General features: G+C 46.0%; 28 protein-coding genes. 6 read left to right on the top strand and 22 right to left on the bottom strand.

Annotated elements, in window-relative coordinates; all coding sequences use genetic code 11:
• Positions 1-18: 18 nt before the first annotated feature.
• The 8 genes from WMO62_RS01240 to pflB form a co-directional block, all read right to left on the bottom strand.
• Positions 19-366: a type II toxin-antitoxin system PemK/MazF family toxin gene (locus tag WMO62_RS01240; RefSeq protein ID WP_117497892.1), complete on the bottom strand. Its 348-nt coding sequence runs from the start codon at positions 364-366 to the stop codon at positions 19-21.
• Positions 367-420: 54 nt separating this feature from the next.
• Positions 421-1,602: an alanine racemase gene (alr, locus tag WMO62_RS01235; protein ID WP_349143539.1), complete on the bottom strand. Its 1,182-nt coding sequence runs from the start codon at positions 1,600-1,602 to the stop codon at positions 421-423.
• Positions 1,603-1,658: 56 nt separating this feature from the next.
• Positions 1,659-2,552 (bottom strand): NAD(P)H-hydrate dehydratase, encoded by an 894-nt coding sequence (locus tag WMO62_RS01230; RefSeq protein ID WP_349143538.1) that lies wholly within the window; start codon positions 2,550-2,552, stop codon positions 1,659-1,661.
• 17 nt (positions 2,553-2,569) lie between these two features.
• Complete coding sequence (locus WMO62_RS01225; protein ID WP_349143537.1) at positions 2,570-3,220, bottom strand: redox-sensing transcriptional repressor Rex; 651 nt, start codon at positions 3,218-3,220, stop codon at positions 2,570-2,572.
• A 158-nt stretch (positions 3,221-3,378) separates the two neighbouring features.
• Positions 3,379-5,460 (bottom strand): heavy metal translocating P-type ATPase, encoded by a 2,082-nt coding sequence (locus WMO62_RS01220; RefSeq protein WP_349143536.1) that lies wholly within the window; start codon positions 5,458-5,460, stop codon positions 3,379-3,381.
• 5 nt (positions 5,461-5,465) lie between these two features.
• A complete protein-coding gene (locus WMO62_RS01215) occupies positions 5,466-5,774 on the bottom strand; it encodes a DUF6110 family protein (protein ID WP_349143535.1) in 309 nt (102 codons plus the stop codon).
• A 197-nt stretch (positions 5,775-5,971) separates the two neighbouring features.
• Positions 5,972-6,721 (bottom strand): pyruvate formate-lyase-activating protein, encoded by a 750-nt coding sequence (gene pflA, locus WMO62_RS01210; RefSeq protein ID WP_349143534.1) that lies wholly within the window; start codon positions 6,719-6,721, stop codon positions 5,972-5,974.
• 12 nt (positions 6,722-6,733) lie between these two features.
• Entirely contained in the window at positions 6,734-8,986 is a 2,253-nt protein-coding gene (pflB, locus tag WMO62_RS01205) for a formate C-acetyltransferase (protein WP_349143533.1), read from the bottom strand.
• Between the two features lie 352 nt (positions 8,987-9,338).
• On the opposite strand from pflB, the gene WMO62_RS01200 reads away from it, so the two are divergent.
• The 3 genes from WMO62_RS01200 to WMO62_RS01190 all read left to right on the top strand — a co-directional run bounded on the left by WMO62_RS01200 (position 9,339) and on the right by WMO62_RS01190 (position 12,764).
• Positions 9,339-10,208, top strand: a complete 870-nt coding sequence (locus WMO62_RS01200) for a phosphoribosylaminoimidazolesuccinocarboxamide synthase (RefSeq protein WP_117497876.1) — start codon at positions 9,339-9,341, stop codon at positions 10,206-10,208.
• A gap of 173 nt (positions 10,209-10,381) precedes the next feature.
• The gene (locus WMO62_RS01195; RefSeq protein ID WP_147600408.1) at positions 10,382-12,160 is read left to right on the top strand and encodes a Na/Pi symporter; all 1,779 of its coding nucleotides are present in this window, start codon (positions 10,382-10,384) and stop codon (positions 12,158-12,160) included.
• A 109-nt stretch (positions 12,161-12,269) separates the two neighbouring features.
• Complete coding sequence (locus WMO62_RS01190) at positions 12,270-12,764, top strand: hypothetical protein (protein ID WP_147324680.1); 495 nt, start codon at positions 12,270-12,272, stop codon at positions 12,762-12,764.
• A gap of 130 nt (positions 12,765-12,894) precedes the next feature.
• Here the strand turns inward: WMO62_RS01190 and WMO62_RS01185 are convergent, their stop codons facing one another.
• The 7 genes from WMO62_RS01185 to recG form a co-directional block, all read right to left on the bottom strand.
• Positions 12,895-13,980, bottom strand: coding sequence for a pyridoxal-phosphate-dependent aminotransferase family protein (locus WMO62_RS01185; protein ID WP_118511864.1), 1,086 nt, complete (start codon positions 13,978-13,980; stop codon positions 12,895-12,897).
• A gap of 73 nt (positions 13,981-14,053) precedes the next feature.
• Positions 14,054-14,578 (bottom strand): ECF transporter S component, encoded by a 525-nt coding sequence (locus WMO62_RS01180; protein WP_117497868.1) that lies wholly within the window; start codon positions 14,576-14,578, stop codon positions 14,054-14,056.
• A 149-nt stretch (positions 14,579-14,727) separates the two neighbouring features.
• Positions 14,728-15,345, bottom strand: coding sequence for a histidine phosphatase family protein (locus WMO62_RS01175; protein ID WP_118440651.1), 618 nt, complete (start codon positions 15,343-15,345; stop codon positions 14,728-14,730).
• 13 nt (positions 15,346-15,358) lie between these two features.
• Positions 15,359-15,778: a Fur family transcriptional regulator gene (locus WMO62_RS01170; protein ID WP_349143532.1), complete on the bottom strand. Its 420-nt coding sequence runs from the start codon at positions 15,776-15,778 to the stop codon at positions 15,359-15,361.
• A gap of 28 nt (positions 15,779-15,806) precedes the next feature.
• A complete protein-coding gene (locus WMO62_RS01165) occupies positions 15,807-16,658 on the bottom strand; it encodes an arsenic efflux protein (RefSeq protein ID WP_349143531.1) in 852 nt (283 codons plus the stop codon).
• Positions 16,659-16,898: 240 nt separating this feature from the next.
• A complete protein-coding gene (locus tag WMO62_RS01160) occupies positions 16,899-17,102 on the bottom strand; it encodes a small, acid-soluble spore protein, alpha/beta type (protein WP_178754671.1) in 204 nt (67 codons plus the stop codon).
• Between the two features lie 78 nt (positions 17,103-17,180).
• Entirely contained in the window at positions 17,181-19,238 is a 2,058-nt protein-coding gene (recG, locus tag WMO62_RS01155; RefSeq protein ID WP_349143530.1) for an ATP-dependent DNA helicase RecG, read from the bottom strand.
• Positions 19,239-19,497: 259 nt separating this feature from the next.
• Here recG and WMO62_RS01150 point away from each other — a divergent pair, with 259 nt between their 5' ends.
• Entirely contained in the window at positions 19,498-20,736 is a 1,239-nt protein-coding gene (locus WMO62_RS01150; RefSeq protein WP_117497860.1) for a DUF819 family protein, read from the top strand.
• A gap of 53 nt (positions 20,737-20,789) precedes the next feature.
• Complete coding sequence (locus WMO62_RS01145) at positions 20,790-21,761, top strand: dipeptidase (RefSeq protein ID WP_349143529.1); 972 nt, start codon at positions 20,790-20,792, stop codon at positions 21,759-21,761.
• A gap of 77 nt (positions 21,762-21,838) precedes the next feature.
• On the opposite strand, the gene WMO62_RS01140 is transcribed toward WMO62_RS01145, so the two are convergent.
• Together WMO62_RS01140 and WMO62_RS01135 are read right to left on the bottom strand one after the other, a co-directional pair.
• Positions 21,839-23,479 carry a DAK2 domain-containing protein gene (locus WMO62_RS01140; RefSeq protein ID WP_349143628.1) on the bottom strand — a complete coding sequence of 547 codons (1,641 nt, stop codon included), beginning with the start codon at positions 23,477-23,479 and terminating at the stop codon, positions 21,839-21,841.
• Positions 23,480-23,521: 42 nt separating this feature from the next.
• The gene (locus WMO62_RS01135) at positions 23,522-23,878 is read right to left on the bottom strand and encodes an Asp23/Gls24 family envelope stress response protein (RefSeq protein WP_117497857.1); all 357 of its coding nucleotides are present in this window, start codon (positions 23,876-23,878) and stop codon (positions 23,522-23,524) included.
• A gap of 123 nt (positions 23,879-24,001) precedes the next feature.
• Here WMO62_RS01135 and WMO62_RS01130 point away from each other — a divergent pair, with 123 nt between their 5' ends.
• Positions 24,002-24,148, top strand: a complete 147-nt coding sequence (locus tag WMO62_RS01130) for a hypothetical protein (RefSeq protein WP_178754822.1) — start codon at positions 24,002-24,004, stop codon at positions 24,146-24,148.
• 86 nt (positions 24,149-24,234) lie between these two features.
• Here the strand turns inward: WMO62_RS01130 and rpmB are convergent, their stop codons facing one another.
• From rpmB to WMO62_RS01105, 5 genes are all read right to left on the bottom strand, one after another.
• On the bottom strand, positions 24,235-24,420 hold the full coding sequence (gene rpmB / locus WMO62_RS01125) for a 50S ribosomal protein L28 (protein ID WP_118439921.1): 186 nt from the start codon (positions 24,418-24,420) through the stop codon (positions 24,235-24,237).
• A 102-nt stretch (positions 24,421-24,522) separates the two neighbouring features.
• A complete protein-coding gene (locus WMO62_RS01120; protein ID WP_118512380.1) occupies positions 24,523-24,918 on the bottom strand; it encodes a GerW family sporulation protein in 396 nt (131 codons plus the stop codon).
• A 16-nt stretch (positions 24,919-24,934) separates the two neighbouring features.
• On the bottom strand, positions 24,935-25,927 hold the full coding sequence (locus tag WMO62_RS01115) for a hypothetical protein (RefSeq protein WP_349143528.1): 993 nt from the start codon (positions 25,925-25,927) through the stop codon (positions 24,935-24,937).
• An 8-nt stretch (positions 25,928-25,935) separates the two neighbouring features.
• A complete protein-coding gene (locus WMO62_RS01110) occupies positions 25,936-26,274 on the bottom strand; it encodes a hypothetical protein (RefSeq protein ID WP_349143527.1) in 339 nt (112 codons plus the stop codon).
• 52 nt (positions 26,275-26,326) lie between these two features.
• A complete protein-coding gene (locus tag WMO62_RS01105; protein WP_117497845.1) occupies positions 26,327-26,773 on the bottom strand; it encodes an NUDIX hydrolase in 447 nt (148 codons plus the stop codon).
• Positions 26,774-26,848 lie beyond the last annotated feature (75 nt).

Raw genomic sequence — 26,848 nt, 5'->3', positions numbered from 1 at the left:
ATTTCTTCTTTGCAAGGTCTATGTATCCAACTCCAGGCTGATTTTCAGCGCATCATCGATTTTTTTTATGATAATTCCATCCAAATGACACACTTTATCCCTCAGTCTCTTTTTATCAATAGTACGCAGCTGCTCCAACAGGATCACTGAATCCTTCACCATATGACAGATTTCTGCGTCCAGTTCCACATGGGTAGGAAGCTTCGCCTTATTCATCTTTGAAGTGATCGCCGCACAGATCACAGTTGGGCTGTGACGGTTGCCCACATCATTCTGAATGATAAGGACTGGTCTGATCCCACCCTGCTCGGAACCGATCACCGGTCTGAGATCTGCATAGTAGACATCACCGCGTCTGATCATCAATTTTCTTCACTCCGATCTGTTTTATTTTGCAGTCAGAGTATTTCCTGTCTATTTCTATTCTATTCCAGTATATGAAAAATAATCCTGTGTAGCTACGATCCTGCCGTCTTTCCAGAACCGACGCGGAACCCGTTTTCCAAGGTCGCAGGCAAGTTCATAGTTAAATCTTCCAGACAGGTCTCCCAGATCCTCCATCGTGATCTCCTGTCCGCCGTCAGAGCCGATCAGTGTTACCTGATCTCCTTCTTTCACTTCCGGAATAACAGATACATCCACCATCATCTGGTCCATGCAGACTCTTCCAAGAATCGGAGCTTTCTGTCCGCGGATCAGTACCCAGCCCTTATTGGACAGGGATCTCGGATATCCATCGCCGTATCCCACCGGAACCGTTGCCACCTTCATGGTTTTCTCAGCTACAAAGGTACCTCCATAGCTGACAGCCGCACCAGCCTCCAGCTCTTTGATATAGACAATATGGCTCTTCAAAGACAGTACCGGTGTGATCGGCACTGCAAACTTATTAACTTCATCAGACGGGTACATGCCATAGATCGATACTCCCGCACGGACCATATCAAGGTTTGCCTGCTTCAGATCGAAGATACCTGCACTGTTGGAACAGTGATGGAGCGTGATATTCACACCTCTGTCCTCCAGAAGTCTGCTGAATGCAAGATAACGACTTAACTGTACCTCTGCCGGTGTCTTATCTGTTTCATCTGCTCTGGCAAAATGAGTAAACAGTCCTTCTGTATCCAGATTGGGCAGCTGGCTGATCTCTTTCACAATATCAGCACTCTCAGCATTATCTTTAAATCCAATACGGGACATACCAGTATCTACTTTAATATGTACATGGACGGTCTTACCCTGGCGGACAGCTTCTTCAGAAAGCTGACGGGCCATGGACAGCTTAAATACTGCCGGACGGATATCGTATTTCACCACTTCTTCATAGGCATCCGGGAATACAAATCCAAGGATCAGGATTGGTTTTGTGATGCCTGCCTTGCGAAGCAGCAGCGCCTCCTCAATGGTTGCCACTGCATATCCCCAGATATAATCATATGCCTCCACCATCTGAGCGATCGGCACCGCACCATGCCCATAACCATCTGTCTTCACAACAGCCACCATCTTCGTTCCCGGCGTCAGATTATCCTTCATGCTTTTAAAATTATATGCCACTGCATCCAGATTGATCTCTGCACATACTCTCATGTAATGTTTCATTGTATCATTCTCCTTTTGTCGCCTATATTTTAAATCTGCCTTTCATCTGTCCGGACTTATGCTTTCTTCATAGCACCGGGCAGATACTCCAGCAGATGCCTTGCCAGAAGACCATATACGCCTTCCTGCTCCATCGCCAGATCCCCGGCTCTTCCGTGAAGCCACATGCCCAGAAGCGCTGCATCTGAAGGATCAACTTTCTGAGCCAGCAGGCCTGTCAGAATTCCCGTCAACACATCGCCGCTTCCTCCGGTGGACATTCCACTGTTGCCTGTAGTGTTCACATAACAAGTTCCATCTGGCAGTGCTGCTGCGGAGGGTGCATCCTTCAGAATGCAGATGCAATGATGTTCTCTTGCAAAAGCAGCAGCCCATCCTGAAATATCTTTACTGATTTCCCGGGATTCCACACCTGTCAGTCGAGAAAATTCCCCTACATGAGGGGTCAGGATCACATCTCCTTCATGCTGTTCCAGCCATTCCATATGTTCTGACAGAATATTAAGCGCATCCGCATCGATCACCAGCGGCCCGTGAAATTTCTGAAGCGTCAGCTTCATCATGTGATATGCCCATGGCTTTCTTCCAAGCCCTGGACCAATGGCTGCCACTGTCGCCCAGGAAAGTGCTTCTTCCAGTATGTTATCCAGCGCTTCCCGTTCATCCTGCTCAAAAGTAGTCATCACTGCTTCAGGCAGAAGTGTCTGCAGGATCACCCGGTTTTCTTCCGGTGTCAGGATCCTCACCAGACCTGCACCGCTTCGATACACTGCTCCCGCGCACAAATATGCTGCGCCTGCCATGTTAACACTTCCCGCCATACACAGTGCTTTTCCAAACATTCCTTTATGAGACCTTTTCGGTCTTTCAGGAAGTTTTTCCAGAATCTTCTGATCTACGTTTCTATACTCTTTCATTTTAACTAAATGAGCAAAAGGGTCTGTATACAATAACAGACCCTCGTTCCTTATACTTCTTCCTTTTTGTGTTCATTTTCATAGCTGCTGATTCGATAAGATAACTGCATCAGACTGTCTACCAGATGAACATTTTCCACTACCACATCATCCGGAACTTTCAGATCCAGATGTGCAAAGTTCCACAATGCCTTGATTCCACAGCGAACCAGACGGTCAGCCGTCTCTGCCACACGATCCTTCGGAAGCGTCAGTACTGCAATCTCAATATGCTCACGAGCCACAAAATCTTCCAGCTCATCCATCATCAGTACCGGAATACCACGCACATCAGTTCCTACCAGGCTGGGACGAACATCAAAGATTGCCTTTGTGATAAATCCGTTCTTTTCAAAATCATAGTTTGCCAGAGCATGTCCGAAATTACCACCACCAATAATGATCATAGGATGCTTCTTGTCCACACCCAGAATCTTGCCGATCTCATCGTACAGGAATTTCACATTATATCCATATCCCTGCTGTCCAAATCCGCCAAAATTGTTCAGATCCTGCCTGATCTGAGATGCCGTCACCTGCATTTTCGTGCTCAGCTCACCGGAAGAAATGCGCTCGACTCCATTATTCAGCATCTCGCCAAGATATCGGTAATATCTCGGAAGCCGTTTGATTACCGCTTTTGAGATCTGTCTCTCTTCCATTCTGAGTCCTCCTTATTGCTTATATGCCCAAATCTGTCTTTATTATAGAGCCTTGTGTTTTTTTTGTCAAAAAATATTTTGCAGAATATACAAAAAGAACTGTCAAGTCCACCCCAACAGTTCTTCTTGCTTATTTTATATTTGATTCATTATCGATTTTACACTTCCGGGAGCAGATCCGTCATACTCTTCAAACTGATCAACAGTGTAGAAGTATTGTGGAACAATGCGGATGTGGTCGGCTGGAGGATACCTGCAACGCCCAGAATGATCAGACCCATATTGAATCCTACGATCACACGGTAATTCTGATGGATCCGTTTTATCAGTCCATTGCTGATCTGTTTTAACTTCACCAGTTCTTCCAGATTGTCTGCGCTGATGGTCACATCCGCAATCTCTCTGGCAATTTCCGCGCCATCACTGATAGCAATTCCAACATCAGCCGCGGACAATGCCGGTGAATCATTGATACCATCCCCGATCATGATAACCTTTCTTCCAGCAGAGCGTTCCTTATCTACAAAAGATGCCTTGTCTTCTGGCAGGACCTCAGAATAATACTCATCCACGCCTACTTTTGAAGCCACGGCACGAGCGGTACGGTCACTGTCTCCAGTCATCATGACTACTTTGCTGATACCTGCTTTCTTAAGGCCCTGGATTACATCAACAGCTTCCGGACGCAGCGGGTCTTCAATACAGATGATTGCTACCAGCCTGCCTTCCACCGCCAGGTACAGATGAGAATATTCCTCCGGAACTGCATCGAATCTCTCCTGCATGCCCTCCGGGATCACACATTTCTCATCTTCAAATACAAAATGCTGGCTTCCGATCACAGCTTTCTTGCCTTCGATCGTGGTAGAAATGCCATGCGCCACCACATACTCCACCTTTGCATGACGCTCATCATGGGACAGCCCTCTTACTTTCGCTGCTTCTACAACCGCTTTTGCCATAGAGTGTGGAAAATGCTCTTCCATACAGGCTGCCAGACGAAGCAGTTCGTCGGGGTCTTCATCCACGAATGGAACCACATCCACAACCGTCGGTTTTGCCTTGGTCAGAGTACCGGTCTTATCAAAGACGATGGTATCTGCCTCTGCAATGGCTTCCAGATATCTGCCTCCTTTAACGGTCACATCATAGGTTCCTGCCTCTCTGATAGCTGACAGTACTGAGATTGGCATAGCAAGCTTCAGTGCACAGGAAAAATCTACCATCAGTACCGCCAGTGCCTTGGTCACATTTCTGGTCAACAGATAGACCAATGCTGTTCCGCCCAGTGTATACGGCACCAGACGATCTGCCAGGTGCTCTGCTTTTCCTTCCATAGAGGATTTCAGTTTCTGAGACTCTTCGATCATAGATACGATTTTATCAAATTTTCCAGAACCAGTCACTTCACGGACCAGAACGGTCAACTCGCCTTCTTCCAGAACAGTTCCTGCATAGACAGTGCTTCCTTCGCTCTTATGAACCGGGATGGATTCACCAGTCATAGAGGCTTGGTTGACCATACCGTCACCAGTTACAACTACACCGTCAAACGGAACCATGTTGCCCATGCGGACAACAACTTTATCGCCCGGTTCAATCTGTTCAGATGGAACAAGAATCTCCTGTCCGTCACGCTGCAGCCATACCTTCTCTACGTGAAGAGACATGCTCCGCGCCAGATCTGCCACAGATTTCTTGTGGGTCCATTCCTCCAGGATCTCACCGATTCCCAGAAGGAACATCACGGAAGATGCAGTCTCCATATCGCCACGGAACACAGATACACCGATGGCTGTTCCATCCAGTACCGGAACTTCCAGCTTGCCGTGTGCCAGTGTGCAGATTCCATGCCACAGATATTTTACAGATTTTACTGCTGCTATCACAGAACGGATGGAATAAGGCAGGAACATCTTGCTTCCGGCTCTTAAGACCACGGCCGTCACCAGCTTCTCCCAGTATTCACTGTTCAGTGCGCGGCTGGAGCTTGCCAGTACCTGCTCCGGAACTTCCACATTCTCATAAGCGAACTGCCGCAACGCCAGGATCAGTGTCTCTCGGTCTCCGGTATAACAGATCACTGCGTCCTGTACACGTTCCTGCACTTTTACAGAAGTCACGCCTTCAAGCTTTCCTACATAATATGCAAGTGTATCTGCCTGAACAGCGCTCATCCGACTTTGGGCCGCATGTATACGAATGCGGCCCCTGATCTCATGTTTGATTATGAATTTCATAATGCTTATTCTGCACCCTCTTCATCAGCAGATACTTCTTCATCCAGAGACTCTTCTACTTTTGCATCTTCTTCTGCTGCTCTGTCCTCGTTAATCTGAACAGCTTCTGCATAGATATCCTCTGCGTTCTCCTGAATGGTAGTAGCTGTCTTCATTACACAATCCTTTGCGCGAAGAACAGCTGCGGTACAGTTGGTATATACTTTCTTTGCATCATCGCTGGAGAGAACTTTAATGCCTGCGGTTCCAAATGCAACACCTGCTGCAAATAATCCAGTCTTCTTCCAGTCAATACTACTAAAAATGTTTTTCATGATATTTACCTCCAGTTGTTTTGTTTTCCAGCATTATACGTTCTCATCCGACAAAATTCCACCCTTAACTCACTTTATTGAAAAAAGTTCTCGTTAATTTTTTTAGTTATATCTAACAGTAAAAATTCTTTCATTAAAAATGCAACAGGAGGCACTGTTTGGCACCTCCTGTTGAAGAATTTTATTGATAAGAGTCTTTATTGATACTTGTTCACTTCCAGGATTGCTTCGGCCTGTGCCACCTGCTCTTTGGTTGGCACCGGTGTACCTTCCAGCGAGTAGGGAATGCCAAGCTTCTCCCATTTGAACGTTCCCAGTGTATGATAAGGAAGAACTTCCAACCGTTTCAGGGTCGGCAAGGATCTTGCCAGATCCCGAAGAGCCGTCAGATCCTCTTCAGAATCCGTAAGCCCCGGCACCAGTACCCTTCGGATCCACAAGGATTTCCCATGATCCGCCAGGTAGTGAGCCAGTGCCAGGATTCCTGCGTTATCCTGTCCAGTCAACTGTTTGTGAAGAGAGGCGTCCACTGCCTTGATATCCAGCAGAAACAGATCCGTCAGATCCATCAGTCTGTCAAATCGTTCCAGATAAGATGATTCCAGGCAAAAACTGTTGCCGGAAGTATCAAGTGCGGTATTCACCTGCTTTTTCTTTGCCAGATTAAAAAATTCAGTTACAAATTCCATCTGGAGAAGGGGCTCCCCACCACTGACTGTGAGTCCCCCGTCCTTTCCCCAGTAATTTCGATAGCGGTACACTTTCCGGAACAGATCTTCTGCCGTCCAGGTCTCACCGCCCTGCTGACTCCAGGTCTCCGGATTGTGACAGTATCTGCATCGCATCTTACAGCCCTGCAAAAATACCACGCACCGGACTCCCGGACCATCCACCAGGCCGAAGGTCTCCAGAGAATGTACCTGTCCCGTCAATGCCGTATCTGTCATATCCGTCATTCCTTACATAGCAGTATGGCAGGTTCTCGAGATAACATCCATCTGCTGTTCTCTGGTAAGGTCGATGAATTTTACAGCGTAGCCGGACACGCGGATGGTGAAGTTTGCATACTCTTCTTTCTCCGGATGTTCCATCGCATCGATCAGTTTCTCTTTTCCAAATACATTGACATTCAGGTGATGTGCACCCTGATCAAAGTATCCGTCCATAACCTGTACCAGATTGTTCACGCGCTCTTCCTCGCTGTGGCCCAGTGCATCCGGGTTGATGGTCTGAGTATTGGAGATTCCGTCCAATGCCCATTCATAAGGAAGTTTTGCAACAGAGTTAAGGGAAGCCAGAAGACCGTTCTTCTCTGCACCGTAGCTCGGATTTGCTCCCGGGGACAGCGGTTCACCTGCTTTTCTTCCATCCGGCATGCTTCCAGTTGCCTTGCCGTATACCACATTGGAAGTAATGGTCAGAATAGAGGTAGTCGGCTCAGAATCACGATAGGTGTGATGCTTCTTGATCTTGTCAAGGAAGGTCTTCAGAAGCCATACTGCAATATCATCTGCTCTGTCATCATCATTGCCGTATCTTGGGAAATCTCCCTCGGTCTCGTAATCAACAACAATACCAGTCTCGTCACGAACGCATTTTACTTTTGCATATTTGATGGCACTCAAAGAGTCAACTACATGGGAGAATCCTGCAATACCGGTAGCAAAGGTTCTTCTGACATCGGTATCAATCAGAGCCATCTCAGCTGCCTCATAGTAATATTTGTCATGCATATACTGGATCAGGTTCAGTACATTTACATACAGTCCTGCCAGCCAGTCCATCATTACATCATATTTGGCAACGACTTCGTCATAATCCAGGTACTCGGAAATGATCGGTTTATATGCCGGTCCCACCTGTTCTCTGGTCTTCACATCCACACCGCCATTGATGGCATACATCAGGCATTTTGCCAGGTTTGCTCTTGCTCCGAAGAACTGCATCTCTTTACCTGTCTGTGTTGCAGATACACAGCAGCAGATAGAGTAATCATCGCCCCATACCGGCTTCATCACATCGTCATTCTCATACTGCACAGAGCTGGTACAGATGGAAATGTCTGCTGCGAACTTTTTGAAATTCTCCGGCAGCTTGGAGGAATACAGAACGGTCAGGTTCGGCTCCGGGCTCGGTCCCATATTTACCAGAGTATGCAGGAAACGGAAATCGTTCTTGGTTACCATGGAACGTCCGTCTACGCCGATTCCGCCAACTTCCAGCGTTGCCCATACCGGGTCACCGGAGAACAGCTGATTGTAGGACGGGATTCTTGCGAATTTTACCATACGAAGCTTCATTACGAAATGATCGATCAGCTCCTGTGCCTCTTTCTCAGTGATAGTTCCATTTTCCAGATCTCTCTGAATATAAATATCAAGGAAAGTGGATACACGGCCAACACTCATAGCTGCTCCGTTCTGGGTCTTTACAGCTGCCAGATATCCAAAATACAGCCACTGAACTGCTTCTTTTGCAGTTTTTGCCGGTTCGGAAATATCGTATCCATATATTTCAGCCATCTTCTTCATCTGTCCAAGTGCCTGATACTGTCTGCTGATCTCTTCTCTCTGACGGATCACATCATCGGTCATGGTTCCATCTCCGCAGTTTGCAAAGTCTTCCGCCTTCTTCTCCATCAGAAAATCAATTCCATACAGAGCCACACGGCGATAATCACCTACAATACGGCCTCTTCCATAAGTATCCGGAAGTCCGGTGATAATCTTGTTGTGACGTGCTTTCTTCATCTCCGGTGTGTAAGCATCGAATACGCCCTGGTTATGAGTTCTGCAGTATTCTGTAAAGATCTTGTGAAGCTCCGGGCTCGGTTCAAAGCCATTGGTCTGGCATGCCTGCTCAGCCATCTTGATTCCTCCATATGGCATGAATGCACGCTTCAGAGGCTTATCTGTCTGCAGACCAACAACCTGCTCCAGCTCCTTCGTATCCTCGCCAAGATATCCTGCACCATGTGAAGTGATACCGGACACAATATCCGTATCCATATCCAGAACGCCGCCTTTTGCACGCTCCTCTTTCTGCAGTCCCTGAAGGATTCCCCAAAGCTTATCTGTTGCTTCCGTTGCTCCTTCCAAAAAGGATTCATCCCCATCATATGGTGTGTAGTTCTTCTGGATGAAGTCTCTTACATTGATTTCTTCCTTCCATTGACGGCCTTCAAAACCATCCCACTGTTTCCAGTCTTTCATCAACAATACCTCCTGACATATATTTTCATTATCTGCCAAATATAGCAGTTGTATATTGTTAGCTATATACAACTCATTTCTGACAATAATAATCCAGTTGAAATTATAACACTCGCATTTAGAATTGCAATACCAAGTATATTTTTCCAGTTTTTTTATTACAATACACAATATCTAGTTTGTGTTTTTTGTGTTCCATACTAACATTCGCATTTTATAAGTTAGTTTGTTTTAACTTTATTTTCCATTTCTGCTTATGAAGACTTATTAAAAAAAGTTGATTGACAGTCATGGTCCAATAATGATACGTTTACGGTGATTATTGATAACACAAACGAAGAGGTGTGAAAGCATGCAGGAATTAAAACCGATCAAAGAAGGTAAAGTACGTGAGATCTATGATAACGGCGACAGTCTGATCATGGTTGCCACAGATCGCATCAGCTGTTTTGATGTGATCCTTCATAATGAAGTGACCAAAAAAGGTACTGTCCTGACCCAGATGTCCAAGTTCTGGTTCGACATGACCAAGGATATTCTTCCGAACCATATGATCTCTGTTGATGTAAAAGATATGCCGGAATTTTTCCAGCAGCCCAAATACGAAGGCAAATCCATGATGTGTAAAAAGCTTCAGATGCTGCCGATCGAGTGTATCGTCCGCGGATACATCACCGGAAGCGGCTGGGCAAGCTATAAAGAGAACGGAACCGTCTGTGGTATTACTCTTCCAGAAGGTCTGAAAGAGTCCGACAAGCTTCCGGAGCCGATCTACACTCCGTCCACCAAGGCTGAGATTGGAGATCATGACGAAAACATCTCCTTTGAACAGAGCATTGCTCATCTGGAAAAGTATTTCCCAGGAAAAGGGCAGAAATATGCAGAGCTTCTTCGGGACAATACCATCGCTCTTTATAAAAAATGTGCAGAATATGCACTGAGCAAAGGAATTATCATTGCAGATACCAAATTCGAATTTGGTCTGGACGAGGAAGGTAATCTGGTCATCGGTGACGAGATGCTCACTCCGGACAGCTCCCGTTTCTGGCCGGCAGATGGTTATGAGCCGGGACATGGTCAGCCGTCCTTCGATAAACAGTTTGCCCGCGACTGGCTCAAAGCAAATCCAGACAACAACTGGACTCTGCCGCAGGAAATCGTAGATAAGACCATCGACAAATATCTGCAGGCATATAAAATGCTGACCGGAAAAGATCTGTAATCAAAAACTTTAATAGCTCTTTTAACTGTCGGATTTGGATGAATTTGTCCCTATCCGGCAGTTTTTTTCGTTTATTTCCATAAAAATGAGTAAAATTATTGTAAAAGCAGTGTAAAATGTTTTATAATAATGAAGTACGTGTAAAAATCACATAGGAGAGAAAGAAAAAACATATGAATGGCATAATGATTATCCTGACCCTTTTAAGCGGAGTTGCATTATTCCTCTTCGGTATGTCTCTCATGGGAGACGGCCTGAAAAGTGTGGCAGGAAACAAACTTGAGCTTGTATTGTACAAGCTTACCAGCACTCCTATCAAGGGACTGCTTCTCGGAACCGCAGTAACCGCCATTATCCAGTCTTCATCCGCAACCACTGTTATGGTAGTCGGATTCGTAAACTCTGGTATGATGAAGGTATCCCAGGCCATCGGTATCATCATGGGTGCCAATATCGGTACCAGCGTCACCGGCTGGATCCTGTGTCTGTCCTACATTGAGGGTTCCAGTGGAATTGCACAGCTTCTGTCCACCGCAACTATTTCAGCCATTGTTGCTATCATTGGTATCATCTTCAAGATGTTTGTCAAAAAGACAACCTATAAAAATGTGGGCGACATCATGCTTGGTTTTGCCATCCTGATGGTCGGTATGCAGACCATGAGTGGCGCCGTATCCCCTCTGAAAGAGAACCCGCATTTTGTAAATCTGCTTACCACCTTTGAAAACCCGTTCATGGGTATCATTGTAGGTATTCTGTTTACTGCAGTTCTCCAGAGTGCTTCTGCATCCGTCGGTATTCTGCAGGCACTATCCGTAACCGGAAGCATCAGCTTTGCAGCTGCTCTCCCGATCACCATGGGTATCGGTGTCGGTGCTGCATGTCCGGTACTGCTCTCTTCCATCGGAACCAACCGTAACGGAAAGCGTACCGCCCTGATCTACTTGCTGAATGACTTATTCGGCATGGTATTCTGGTCCATCGTGTTCTACAGTGTAAACGCTGTAGTTCACTTCTCATTTATGGATTTGACCATGAGCCCGGTAACCGTTGCCCTGATGAACAGCGTCTTCCGTATGGCTACCATCCTGGTGCTGGTACCATTTATCTCCAAGATTGAGAAGCTGGTCTTCTGGCTGATCAAAGAAGATCCGGAGGACCTGGAAGAGCAGGCTGATTTTGATCTGTTGGAGGAGCGTTTCCTTGCTTACCCGGCACTGGCTATCACCCAGAGTCATACCGCCATGAACGGTATGGCAAAAAAAGCCCGCAAGAATCTGAATCGTGCATTTGCCCTGCTGAAGGATTATTCCCAGGATAAATATAATAAGATCCAACAGAAGGAAAACCTGATTGATAAATACGAAGATAAGCTTGGCACTTATCTTATGCAGCTGACCGGACACAGCATGTCTCCGCAGCAGACCCAGCAGGTGTCCAAGTTTCTGCATACTTTAAGTGACTTTGAGCGTCTGGGTGACCATGCAGTCAATATTTCCAAAGTTGCCAGTGAGCTGTCCGAGAAGAAGATCACCTTCTCTCCATCCGCTCAGGACGAGATCCGCATTCTTCAGAGTGCAGTTCAGGAAGTGGTTGATCTGACCGTTGATGCGTTCTGTGAAGATAATCTGGAGATGGCTGCTAAGGTAGAGCCTCTGCGCGAGTTGATCGGTATTCTTTGCAACGAACTGAAGACCCGCCACATCGGTCGTCTGCAGGATGGAACCTGTGAATTCCAGCAGGGATTCGCATTCAACGATCTGCTGACTAACCTGGAGCGTATCGCAGCTCACTGTTCCAACGTAGCAGTTGCCATGATCGAGACTGACAGTGATGAATTCGATACTCATGAGTATCTGAAGAGTGTCCGTCACATGAAGGATGCTGCATATCTCAAATGTTTCGATAATTATGCCCAGAAATACAAACTGGCCGATCTGTCTTCACAGTAAATAAGATGTAACAAAAAAAGACCTGCATATCAGGTCTTTTTTTGTTGAATCCTGTCGATTTTAATGGTATGCTAAGAATATGAAAATAAGCCTTATGGAGGTGACAGATTTGAAATTTAAGAAAAGTAAAATGTTGCTTGGCACCATGTGTGCCCTTGTTCTGGCAACCACGATCGGTGCATTCCCATCAAAAGCTGAATCCGCATTCGACTACAACTACTACTTCTGGAAATACCCGGATGTAGCTAACGCAGTTGGATTCGATCCCCAGGCACTGTTCAATCATTACCAGACCAGTGGAATGGCTGAAGGACGTTATGCAAATCAGCAGGCAGAGTGGCGTGCCGCTGCCGGACACGTTGATACCGCTGAAGAGCGCAAAGCATTCCTGATGACAATCCCGCCCGCAGACCCGAACAATGCTGATTCTGATCTGCCGAAGCTTGATCCGATCTACTATTACAATACCTACCCGGATGTTGCAAAGGTAGTCGGCAAGAATGCACAGGGACTGTTGGAACATTATTTCGCATATGGATACAGTGAAGGAAGACTTCCCTACTATGGAGCTGATCCATGTACCGAAGTACAGACTTCTTATTAATCAGCCTCAAAAGGGCTGCTGTCAATTATGACAGCAGCCCTTTTTTGTAATGAACGGATTCTTTACTTTTGTTCACGATAGCCTTGAATCGTTACTCCACGTCAATTTTGTTAAAATCATAAAAAATCTGTTAAGCAGACAGTTTGTTTAAAACTGATTTCAAAGCTTCCAGTGTCTCAACTACATCCGCTTCATTGGCATTCTCGCCCATATGACCGATGCGGATCACCTGACCTGTCAGTACATCAAAGCTTCCGGCGATCATGATATTATGATCCTTCTTCATCAGTTCCAGAATATCATCTGCTTTGATTCCATCCGGCACACGAATGACTGTTACCGTATTGGAATACCCATTTTCCAGATAGAGAGACAATCCCATCTCCTTCACTGTCCGTCTGGTCAATTCACCCATCTGTTTATGACGCTCATAACGATCCGGATCTGCTTTTACATTCTCCAGAGCTGTACGAAGACCATAAATATCACTGATCGGCATAGTATACGGGAACCACAGGTTTTTATAGTAATCCTTGAACACCAGAATATTGGCGTAGAAGGATGCAATCGGTGTCTTTCTCTCTTCCATCGCTTTCATGGCTGCATCACTGACAGTTACAAAAGTCAGTCCAGGAGGCGCTGATACCGCTTTCTGAGAACCGCCGCAGACAATATCGATCTGTCCTTCATCCACACGAAGAGGTTCTCCCATCATGGCAGATACCGAATCCACAATGGTCATAATGCCATACTCATGAAGGGCACGGCTTAATTCCTCCACTGGATTCAGAACACCGCTTGGAGTATCACAGTGAACCAGTGTTGCATACTTAAAATCGTGATGTTCTTCCAGAAATGCTCTGAACTCTTTCACATCTACCGCCTGGGTATACGTGGATTCATAGAATGTCACCTGCCCGCCATACATGGTCACAAAATCAGCAAATCCTTTGCCATAAATACCGTTATCAACCACCAGCACTTTATCGCCAGGCTCTGTCAGGGATGCACAGGCAGCCTCCAGACCAAGAATACCTTCTCCGTCAAGAATATAAGCGGTATTCTTCGTCTCCAATAATTCGCTGATCAGCTCACAGGTCTCCTTATAATAATCATAAAATGCCGGATCCAGATCCGGATTGGTGCACGCAAGGCTTCTCGCCATGCGGACATTTTCTCTTACCTGGGTCGGACCCGGGGTCATGATCTTGTACATATGTTATCCTCCATTTTCGTGTAACTGCATACACGGCAGAAACCATCTGCTCCCACCGTGCCATACTCTCCTATTATCTGCGAATAGCTCTTCTGACCACCTCTGCAATCGGAAGTACCAGAACTGCTGCCACACCGATCTGTACCAGGTTACCCGGAATGGACGTTACCGGCGCAACCCAGTTACCATAGATAAATCCTTCTGCAATATAATAACCTACAATTTTGATCACACATGCAGCAGCAATCGCCAGTGCATTCCATCTGAATCCCTTGTGATTCTCTGTGATAGCTCCTACTGTGAATCCCATAAGACCAACAATTACAAAGGTGAATGGTGCCCATAATACCCAGCCGCCCATCAGATCAAACAATGCCATTCCAAAAGAACCAGCCAACGCTCCTGTCCGTTTTCCGAAAATGATAGCTGCAAGGAACAACGGCACATTTCCCAGATGAACCAGTCCTCCATTGGCTGCGATCGGCAGACGGATGTTGATGAATCCGGTTGCCACAAATGTCAGTGCAATACATACTCCTGTAATTGCGATCTCCGATACGGTAATACTCTTTCCAGCAGATGCTTCTCTTGTGCTCATAATACTGAACCTCCTTGTAATAAAAGAACGGAAGACAAGCATTTTCCTGCCTTCCGCTGCTTGCTGGAACCTATATTAGCCTATGACTGGTTACAATTAAATATCCAGTTTTATATTTTTTGACCAGTCCAGTTATTTTTCCTATCTATTTAGTAATAAATCCGATTTTCAAAGGTGATTGTAACCTGTCCGTTCTCCACATGAAGGCAGGTCACACCACAGTTTTTATGTACCGTACCACTCCAGAACTGTGCAATCGGCAAGTTAAGGAGTCCTGACATAATTCCCCGGATCGCTGCTCCATGAGATGCCATCAAAAATGTCTTTCCGTCATTTTCCGGATCATTGATCACACTTTTCACAAAAGAGGATGTCCGTTTGATCAGATGCGCCAGACTCTCTCCTCCCGGCGGAGTCTCGAAATGCTCCGGATCTTCAAAAAATTTTCGAAATCCGGGCTTTGGGATCGTATAATGCTCCGGCTCATGACACAATCCTTCATATTCTCCAAAGCTGATCTCTTTCAATCCATCCGTCACCACCAGCTCAACAGGCCGGTCTCCGCGAATGATCTCTGCCGTCTTCTTTGCACGGATCAGAGGGCTTGTATAGATCCGGTCAAAGGGCACATCTTTAAGCCCCTCTGCTGTCTTTTCTGCCAGTTCGATCCCGCAGGCATTCAGCGGAATATCTGTCACTCCCTGCAGCCGTTTCGTTTTATTCCAGTCCGTCTCTCCATGACGGATCAGATAAATATCCATTGCCATCTTGTCACTCTCCTCATGCCTTCATGGTCTTGCAGTCTTTACAGATTCCATATAACACAGAGTTCCGGCACTGTAATTCAAAACCATGGTCTTTCTCAATATGTTCTGAGATTTCTTTCATAAAGGCGCAGTCCAGATGATAGATCCGACCACATTTTACACATTGAAGGTGCAGATGGTCGCAACAGCCTTTGCCCTGCTCCACATACTGATAAGCAGCCTGGGAACCTTGCCCGGATACATAACGGATCACCGTTCCGTCCTTCTCCAGTCGATCCAGATACCGGTAGATGGTGGTAATATTGACTTCACTGTTCATCTGACGAAGCTTCTCACCGATCTGAGCAGCTGTGACAGTCTTATCCTTGCTTTCCTTTAAGATCTCCAGTATTTTTCTGCGGCTTGCCGTCGCATAATGATTTTCTCCTGTCATACGTCTCTTCCTCTCTCAGACACTTCTATTAGAATACCACTCCCAGCACATGGATGACAAGCCCCCAGAACACGCCCAGGGCATACAGTGCCGCTATGATCTTCGCCGTCTCCTTCCGGTCATGATCGATCCGGAGCAGAACCAGGATCCCGACTCCCGCATTGACCAGAAGACCTGACATCATAGCTCCGGCTCCGATCACACCTGACAGATAAAGCTCTGTGATCACTACAGAAGATGCACAGTTCGGGATCAACCCCACCAACGCTGCCAGAAATTCTCCCAGCACCGGGATAGAAATGAAAAATCCTGCCAGTGTTGCTTCTCCAATAGCTGCGATTCCAAGATTCAGCAAAAATGAAATACCTGCAATATAGATAAATACTTCCATCGTATGGCGAAGAGCAGCCAGCGCAAGACGCTCCTCACACCCCTGCTCCCCTTCATGATTATGATGATGATGTTTCTCTTCTGCAGTCTTTCTGCAGTCCCGGATCACCAGATCAATGGCTATACCCGAGACCATGGCAATTCCCGCCTTTACCAGAAGCAGATGCAGGATCCGCGTAATCCCCACAGAGGATGAGATCAGGATCGGAAGCATCTCATCTGATGTAGAAAGATACACTGCCATCAACGTACCAATGGTAATGATCCTTCCTGCATACAAGCTGGAAGCCGCCGCTGAAAATCCGCATTGAGGGATGATTCCAAACAATGCTCCCCAGATTGGACCTGATTTTTTTGCTGCACCGATCCTTGCTCTGCCTGCCTCCCCGACCTTGTGTTCGATCAGCTCGATCAGTAAATACGTAATATACAAAAATGGCAGCAGCTTTATACTGTCCAACGCTGTATCTATGATCACTTCCATCAACATATATCTGTCTCCTCTCATTTCCCGTCATATCGCTTAAGATTGCAAATACAATGCATTTGCAAATCATTTGCATTTTTCAGAACAAATGCTATTATAACAAGTATCAGAGAAATGTCAATGGAAAAATACAGAAGCTGATTTTCTTTATCTTTACCAAAAGCAAGGGTGAAAAGCCTGTTCTCAGACTTTTCACCCGCTTTATCACAGGAGTATCTTAATTGCTAAGATCTCGCTCATATTCTATTTTCCTGCCATCTTGCGCTCCTGCGCCTCGATCATCTTTTTGACCATATAACCGCCCACAGATCCATTCTGTCTGGACGTAAGGTCTCCATTATAACCGTCGCTCAGCGGTACACCGATCTCGCTCGCAACCTCGTATTTAAAACGATCCAGTGCTCCCTTTGCCTCCGGTACTGCTGCTTTGTTTGTAGAACCTGCCATAATAAAGCCCTCCATTGGTTGTTTGTTACGACCTTAGTATATGCAGACCGGCAGATCATACACTGTCAGATTTTGTCATTACAGACTTAAGTTCTCCCCACCTTTGGCCATGGCTGTTTCCAGGCGTTCTTTTAATTTTTCATGTTTTGGAAGTGCAAGTTCTGCGTCTTCCTCCAGAATCCGTCCTGCCGCTTCGCTTGCCTGCTCCAGCACGCGGGAATCCTGGAATACATCTCCCATACGGAACTCCAGCACACCACTCTGGCGGATTCCAAACAGATCACCAGGTCCGCGCAGCTTCAGATCTTCACTGGCAATATAAAAGCCGTCATTGGACTGATTCAGAACTTCCAGGCGTTTCTTGGTCTCTTTTCCTTTGCTGCCACTCATAAAGATGCAGTAAGACTGATCTCTCCCTCTTCCTACCCGGCCACGGAGCTGATGAAGCTGCGCCAGACCAAAGCGTTCTGCATTTTCCACCATCATAACTGTGGCATTAGGCACATTGATACCAACCTCGATCACCGTAGTGGATACCAGAATCTGGATCTGTCCATCCGCAAATGCTTCCATAATCTCATTTTTTTCTTTTGGCTTCATCTTTCCATGAAGACAGCTGATCTGAAATTCCGGCAGGATCCCTTTCAGCTTTTCGGTATAGTCTGTGACATTTTCCAACTCCAGTTCTTCATTTTCCTCCACCATCGGGCAGATAATATAGACCTGATGACCTGCTTCCACTTCTTTTTTCATGAAACGATACGCATTGGGGCGATAAGATTCATCCACTACACAGTTCTTGATAGGAAGTCTGTGCGCCGGCATCTCATCCACTACAGAAATATCCAGATCTCCATAAATAATGATGGCCAATGTCCGCGGGATCGGCGTGGCACTCATAACCAGTACATGAGGCATCCGCCCTTTCTCTGCCAGCATTTCCCGCTGCTTCACACCAAAACGGTGCTGCTCATCTGTCACCACCAGTCCCAGATTCCGATAGATCACTTTTTCCTGGATCAAAGCATGGGTTCCGATAACGATCTGCGTTTTGCCGCTCTCGACCTCTTCTCTTGCCAGCCGCTTTTCCTTCGCCGTCATGGAACCTGTCAGCAAAATGGGACGAAGTGGGATGTGATGGGTCTCCAGCAATTCCTTCACCGACTGGTAATGCTGCTTTGCCAGCACTTCTGTGGGCACCATCAAAGCTCCCTGATATCCATTGCAGCCTGCCATGATCAATGCCAGTACTGCAAGAATCGTCTTGCCGGAGCCCACATCTCCCTGCACCAGACGGCTCATAACCTTTGTTCCGGTCATATCCGATACAATTTCCCGCCAGACTCTCATCTGTGCATTCGTCAGTTCATAAGGAAGAGCCTCGATCAGCCGGGCTGTCTCGCTGACTTCCACCATAGGCATCTCGTTGACCAGTTCTTCCTGCTGTTCTTTCATCCGACGGATTCCCAATATAAACAGAAGGAACTCATCAAACACGATCCTCTTTCTCGCCTGTCTCATCACCTGCTCATTGGCTGGAAAATGCACCTGCCGCACGGCATCCCACTCAGACTCCAGATTGTATTCTCTTCGCATGTCTTCCGGCAGATATTCCGGCACATAAACCTGTCCTCCATCAATGACCTGATGAACCGACTTCACCACCATTTTTTCCGTCAGGCCCGTAGTCAGTGGATATCTTGGTTGCATCACATAGAGTAATTTGTCATAGTCTGCCAGTGTAAAATGTTCCGGCTGTTCCATCCGGTACTGTCCATTCTTTTCCGCAATGATCCCGCGAAAAATATACTGACTTCCACGCTGAAATACTCTTCGTAAAAACGGTACATTAAACCAGGTAGCCTGAATCACCTGTTCTCCCACCCGAAGTCTGGCACTGAAGATCTGATATTTTCCAAAGCGCTTCACCTCAGAGACAGAGTCCACAAATCCATGAACTGCATATTTTTTCCCGCTCTCGATCTCTGTAAGTTCCACCGGCTCTTCATAGATCTCATAATCTCTTGGATAGTATTCCAGCAGATCCAATACTGTATGTATGCCAACCTTCGCAAAAGGCAGCGAAGTCTTCTCTCCGATTCCTTTTAATTCTGTGATGGATGATTGCAGATTCATCTTATGCCTCCTGTTTATTCTTCTTTTATATCATACACGATTGAATTTCTATAATCAACCATTTCCGAACATATATTCTGTTTTATTTTTATTTATTTGAATTTTTATACTTTTTTAACAAATTTTATAAAAAGCATTGCATTTTGGCAAAAAAACGATATAATTTATATCAGAAACAATACATTGTGGTTGCGATCTGAACGAGGAAGTTCTTGATACAAGGGCTTGCCTCGTTTTTTTTGCAAGAAAGGAGTTTATTATGTTAAGTTCACTGTTTATGTCCCTTGTAGGACGCGAAACACTGGTTGCACCAGATGATACCTGGTCGCTTCTGATGGTCATGTGTGTAGCTGTTGCCATATCCATTTATCTGGAACAAAAATACATGTGGGCCTCCAAAATCTCAGGTGCGATCATCGCCCTGTTATTTGCTCTGGTGCTTTCCAACCTGTCCATTATTCCGACCGCCTGTACCCTGTATGATGACATTATCTGGGGATTTGCAGTTCCCATGGGTATTCCGCTGCTGATGCTTCAGTGCAACATGAAAAAAATCTGGAAAGAGACCGGACGGATCATGATCATCTTCTGTATCGGTTCTGCCGGAACTGTTGCCGGTGCATTTCTTGCATATGCCCTGCTTCACAACTTTATTCCAGGACTTGCAGGTGTGGCAGCGATCATGACCGGTTCCTATATCGGAGGCGGCGTAAACTTTGCAGCTCTGGCAACAGAATTTAATGTAGGGGAGATCAAAGCAGCTGCTACAGTTGCTGATAACCTGTTGATGGCGCTTTACTTCTTCGCCCTGATCTTCATTGCAGGCATGAAGTTCTTCCAGAAACATTATGCTCATCCACACATTGATGCAGTGAAAGTATCTGATCTGAAGGATGCACAGACACAGGCTGCTGCATACTGGAACAGAAAAGAGATTTCTCTGAAAGATATCGCTATGAACGTAGCTTACTGTGTTGTTGTTGTATTCCTTGCAAAACTGATCGCATCTGGCATCAGTGCAGTGATCCCGACCACCAATACTCTGCTGTCGATTCTCAATACGTTCTTCGGAAGCCAGTATGTATGGATCACCACCATCGCCATGTTTGCTGCTACTGTTGGTGAAAAACAGGTGGAAAATCTGTCCGGTTCTCAGGAGATCGGTACTTATTTTATCTATCTGTTCCTGTTTGTTATCGGTGTTCCGGCTTCTATTGTCAAGATCATTACCGAGACTCCGCTGCTGTTAGTCTTCACCGGAATCATGGTGCTGACCAATATGCTGTTCTGCTTTGTATTTGGTAAACTGCTTCACTTTGATCTGGAAGATATCATTCTTGCTTCCAATGCAAATATCGGTGGACCAACAACCGCAGCAGGAATGGCAATCTCCCAGGGATGGACCAAGCTGGTCGGACCGGTTATGCTGATTGGTACTTTTGGTTATGTCATCGGTACATACCTTGGTGTTGTGGTTGGAGGTCTCCTCGGCGCGTAATCACCAGATTACATGATTAAGTATTGCATACTAAGGAAAAGAGGAAGTTATTCATGTATTTTGACGCACACTCTGATATCTGGACCGACGTAACGGTCAAAAGAGAACATGGAGAAAAGAATGTATTAAAGAATCACCATCTGGACCGGCTTCGTGCCGGTCAGGTGGAAGGCAGCATCTTCGTCATCTGGGTTGAGCGACCTGACATTCAGGACTATGCCATCCGAACCGCGCAGATCAAACAGGCCATTCTTGACGAAACCGCTGAATGTGATGAGGTACAGATCGTACATACCGTCGCTGAGATGAAACAGGCAAGAGATGCTGGTAAATTTTACATCTGGATCGGCATCGAAGGTATGGCTGCCATTGGCGATGATGTATCTAAGGTTGACGAATATTACAATTTTGGATGCCGCCATGGCATGTTGACCTGGAATGAGAAAAATCTGCTGGGTGCAGGTGCTGCTACCGGTCTTACAGATGGTCTGACAGAAGCCGGAAAAAACGTTGTAAAGAGAATGCAGCAGCTTGGCATGCTTGTAGATACCTCTCATCTGAATGAAGATGGCTTCTGGGATATTGTGGATGTTGCAACGGCTCCGATCATTGCCTCTCACTCCAACTGCCGTGCACTCTGTGATGTTCCGCGTAATCTGACCGATGAGCAGCTTCGTGCGATTCGGGATCTGGACGGTGTGGTAGGCTTGAACTCCTTCACTCCATTCGTCCATGCCACGAAAGCAAAGCAGACCGTCGAGCAGCTTGCAAAACATGCTGATCATATGATCAACATCATGGGAATTGAACATGTGGGCTGTGGATTTGATTTCTTTGAATTCTGTACTCCCGATGTTGTAGGAACTATGACAGATGATCCTGAATTGAGTGTAGCAGGCATGAAAGACTGTTCCGAAATATATAAGCTGTTCCAGTGCTTTGATAAACTGGGACTGACCAAACGAGAAAAAGAACTGATCGCAAGAGAGAACTTTACCAGAGTTCTGGAAAAGACGGTAGGATAATTCCGAACAATACAAAATGACCGATAGATATGCAAATCATACTTGTATGAATAAACATATCTATCGGTCTATAATATTTACTCCACAGAGATCACATAGTAGTAGATCGGCTGTCCGCCATTGTGTACTTCTACTTCTGCATTCGGGTACAGGGCTGCCAGCTCATCTCCAAGCTTCTGTGCATCCTCTTCCTTCACATCTTCTCCATAGTAAATACCGATAATCTCAGAATCCTCATCTACCAGCTCTGCCATCATAGCTTTGGTGGTTGCTTCAATGCTCTTTCCTACTGCCAGGATTCCGGCATCTCCGATTCCCATAATATCGCCTTCGTGGATCTCTTTGTCATCGATCTTCGTATCACGGACTGCATAAGTTACCTGACCGGTCTTCACATTCTGAATCTCTTCCTGCATCACTTCTGCATTGGCTTCCGGTGTTTCATCCGGGTTATAGCTGATCATAGCGGTGATACCCTGCGGTACTGTCTTGGTCGGCACTACAATGATCTTCTTATCCTCACACAGATAGCTTGCCTGGTTTGCTGCAAGAATAATGTTCTTGTTGTTCGGAAGGATAAATACAGTATCTGCATTTACCTTCTCGATTGCTTCCAGCATATCCTCGGTGCTTGGGTTCATAGTCTGTCCACCCTCGATCAGGTAGTCAACACCCAGCTCACGGAAGATCTCTCCCACACCGTTACCAATAGATACAGAGATGAAGCCCATCTCTTTTCTCGGCTCATCCTTCTTCTCTTCAACCGCTTTCTTCTGCTCTTCAGCAATCCTGGAAGCTTCTTTGATCAGCTTCTCCTCATGCTCCAGACGCATGTTATCAATCTTCATATTGGACAGTGCACCATAAGTCAGCGCTCTCTGGATCGCCAGTCCTGGATCATTCGTATGTACGTGTACTTTGACAACTTCGCCGTCAGACACGACTACAATAGAATCACCAATGGACTCAAGATATGCCTTGAACTCCAGCTCTGCCTTTTCACTGAATTCCTTGTCCAGCATGATAATAAACTCTGTACAATAGCCAAACTTGATCTCAGCCTCTGTCTGCGCACTGATCTTGACCGGTTCAGCCTTCTTCTGACCTTCGAAGGAATAATCCACCTCTTTGCCCGTCAGAACGTCATATGCGCCTTTGAGCACCTGCACAAGTCCCTGTCCGCCGGAGTCTACCACTCCTGCTTCTTTCAGTACCGGAAGCATATCCGGAGTCTTTGCAAGCACTGCTTCTGCCTCTTCGATAACAAGGCGTGCGAATTCTTCCACATCCTCTACACTCTCAGAGAGTTCTGCTGCCTTGTCAGCAGCTCCTTTTGCCACTGTAAGGATTGTTCCTTCCTTCGGCTTCATAACAGCCTTATACGCAGTCTCTACAGCTTTCTGCATAGCTCCTGCCAGATCGATCACATCCAGCTCCTCATGGTCACGGATGCCTTTGGTAAATCCTCTTAAAAGCTGGGACAGAATAACACCGGAGTTACCTCTTGCGCCTCTTAAAGAACCGGAAGAAATGCATTTTCCAAGGGTATACATATCCGGGTTGTCCAGCTTACTTACATCTGCTGCTGCAGCTGTAATCGTCATTGTCATATTGGTACCTGTGTCTCCATCCGGTACCGGAAATACATTCAGCTCGTTAATCCACTCTTTGTTGGATTCCAGATTTTTTGCGCCGCCCAGAAACATTTTTGCAACCATCTGGGCATCAATCGTCTTAATCAAAGTGAAGCTCCTCCCTCGTTAATCTATCACTCTCACGCCTTCGACAAAGATGTCGATCTTACCGATCTTCATACCGGTAAACTCCTCTACCTGATATCTGACAGAATCGATCAGATTTTCAGATACGACCGGGATATTTACACCATAAGCAACGATCACGTGAAAGCCGAGGTAGATCTCATTGTTTTCGATTGCCACCTCGATACCGCGCTTGATACTGTCCTTCTTCAGAAGTTTCATCAGTCCATCACGCATATCCAGGGATGCCATGCCCACGATACCACTACAGCCAAGTGCAACGGAACCTGCATAAGTAGCCACCACATCCGCATCAATTAATATACTGCCAAGTTCTGTATGAATCTGTCCCTGCATACAAATACCTCCCAATCATAATCATAATTGTAATTATTATACCCGATAACAGGTAAAAAAGAAATAAATATTTCTATATTTCATATAATAAACCAAGAATCTCTCCGCAAAGGAGGACAGCCCATGAAGAGAAAGCTTGGATTTGCCATATTTTTCATCGGAATCGGAATCTTCCTGACACTTTTTCTTCCCACTGATCATGTGTTTATCCGCATCCTGCTGTCTGCTGTTCTCATCATCTGCGGGTACCAGTGCTGTTTCCTCTGCTAGAGATCTGTCAGCCTTCTTTCGCGAAAAAAGGGTCATCGCACAGCGACAACCCTCCTATCCATTCCAATTAAATAATTACCGGTCAGTTAAGCTCTCTCAACTTTGCCAGATTTTAAGCAAGAAGTGCACACATACATTTTCTTTGCTCCACCGTCCATTTTAACTTTTACGGACTTTACATTGGATTTCCACATTTTGCTGGATTTTCTATTGGAATGACTCACATTGTTTCCAAAGTGAACACTCTTTTCACAAACTGCACATTTAGCCATCATTGCACCTCCTTAGGCTTATTTGAGTCGGGAGACTCACAACTTTTGTTATTGTATCAGAATTATATAAATAATGCAAGTAAAATTTTACTTTTTTTTGTATTATTTTGGATTTACAATCTCATCCACTGCCTTATCTACTTCCGGGTCAGATTTTTTGCCGGCTGTAAACTTATTGACAAAATCAGGAACCATATCCAGGATCTTAGTCACAGCATCCTGGTTCTTTACATTGACCAGACGGATGTTATCATCCTTGATGACCAGCACTGCACTCGGGGATATTCTTCCTCCAAGACCACCGGCACCATTGTCCTTCTTCTCTGCGGAGCTTGCGCCTGCGCCTACGCCAAAGGATACATCCACCAGTGGAAGAATGATGGTATCACCTACAGTGATTGCATCTCCTACTACAGTCTTGCTGGAGATAAATTGATCCATTCCTTTAAAAAGAGAAGATACGGTAGATTCAAAGCTGTTATTATTTTTTTCGCTCATAAATAAAAACCTCCTGTTACTGTCTGAAGCGCCGGTACATTTTCATCACATTCTCATCCCTCCAGAGACGGAATATAGACAGCAGCGGCACTGCCAGCATCATATGACCTTTTATATAAAGTGTTCCCTCAAAGATCTCCTGTTCAAACTCCGGTTTCAAAAAAATTCTTCCAGGATACCAGACATTCAGGATCGACAAGACTCCCATACACTGTCCGGTCCAGGATGGATCTTCAAATCCAAAATGAAGTGTCAGATCTGCTTTTCTTGGACGGCTGTGCTTCCACAGGAACTTCAGTTCCCGCCATATGGATTCTCTGGCTTTCACATTTTCTTCCAGATTCCAGAAGTCCGTCAGCGTTCCTATCGTCTCTGACGCTTTCTCCGGCATATGAAGCAGTTTCACGACCAGAGAGAATAATCCTCTTCCTATGGCAGTTATCTTACCATAAATCCGCCGGATTGCATAGAGAAGCTTTTTCAAAATGCTCTGCCGCGGCGGTTTCGTCTGCGCCTGTTTGTCCTGTGGCTGCTCCTGCCTGGATACCTCCGGTTCCGGCTGCGGTATGGTTGCAACGGCTGTTCCAGGAGTCAGATCCTTCTTCAGGCGCTCCTTGGCTTTGTCAGATGACTTCACTTCTGCCTTCTGCTCCAGTTGCTTCGCCTCCATCTGCTTCGGCTTGGACTGTTTTTCCTTTGACTTCTTTTCAGCCTTCTTCGGCTTCTCTTTCTTTGGCTCCAGCGGTTTCCACACGGGTATCCCAAGGATCCGCCCCTGTAATAGCTGCATAGGTTCCTGACTGGTATGAAGCCTGTAATGCACTGAAAGCAGCCGAAACATCCAGCCTGCAACTGCTCGTACCTGGATCACTCCATCCTTGCGTTCCGCCCTGATTTTGTAGGTGATCGGAACAAACAACACGGAACTTACCAGCAAAAAGATCAGCCCCAGGATCACAAGAAGCAGAATTCCTATGATTTTCAATATAAATATGATGATATGCAGCATCTGCTGTCCTATGCTCCTTCACTATCTGTGAAATATTCCTCCGGAAACCACGCGGTCACATCAAATCCACCGGTCTCCTGATATTTATCCTTTACGATCTTCTCCACCATGCGCAGCGCCTCCATACGTCCCTGTGCTACTCCTACGATATCCAGTCTCTGCACATCTCTGAAAATAGATTCCTTCAGTATGGTGTTATGAAACAGATCCAGAAGATGTCCTGGTTCCGAGGACAGTGTCACAAAATAGATGCCGGGCACCCATGCGCCTGCAGCCGCTTTTTCCCTGATCTTATCGATCTGGTCTGCAGTATTTTTACTAAGGTATAAAGGACGATACCATCTCATCCCACGATCCTCCTTTACAAAAAGAGGCTGTCGTTTCCAACAACCTCTCCTCTTACCTGCGGTTTTTCCAGAGATTCGTCTTCTTCATCTCCAGATATTCGCTGTACGCTTTTTCCAGAATCTGCTTTTCATTGGGGAATTTCAATAAATGATACGCCTCATGAAACTTGTAGTATCCGGAATCTGTAAAGTATTCCTCACGCTGTGGTTTGCTGTAATAGCTGTCCGACATCATCAGATACCAATGTACATCTTTTTCGACAACATCTTCCGGTACCGTAAAACTGTACTGACTTTTGCCGACATATTTGATGATCTCTGCATCAACACCTGTCTCTTCCTTCACTTCGCGAAGCGCTGTCTCAGGATATTCCTCCCCAGCCTCGACAGTTCCCTTTGGCAGTACCCACCCTTCGTACTTGTTCTTATAATTCTTGTACAGAAGAAGGATCTTACCTCGAAAAATCACCACACCGCCGCAGCTCGTTGCTTCTATCACTGCAATTCCTCCTGTCGTTTGGTGTGCCTCTAAGACTGGTTATAGGATACCATTTTTTTTTACAAATGACAAGAT

The organism is Hominiventricola aquisgranensis (assembly GCF_040096225.1).
Taxonomy (GTDB): domain Bacteria; phylum Bacillota; class Clostridia; order Lachnospirales; family Lachnospiraceae; genus Hominiventricola; species Hominiventricola aquisgranensis.
Note: the sequence above shows the minus strand (reverse complement) of the source record. Positions and strands in the feature narration are given on the sequence as shown.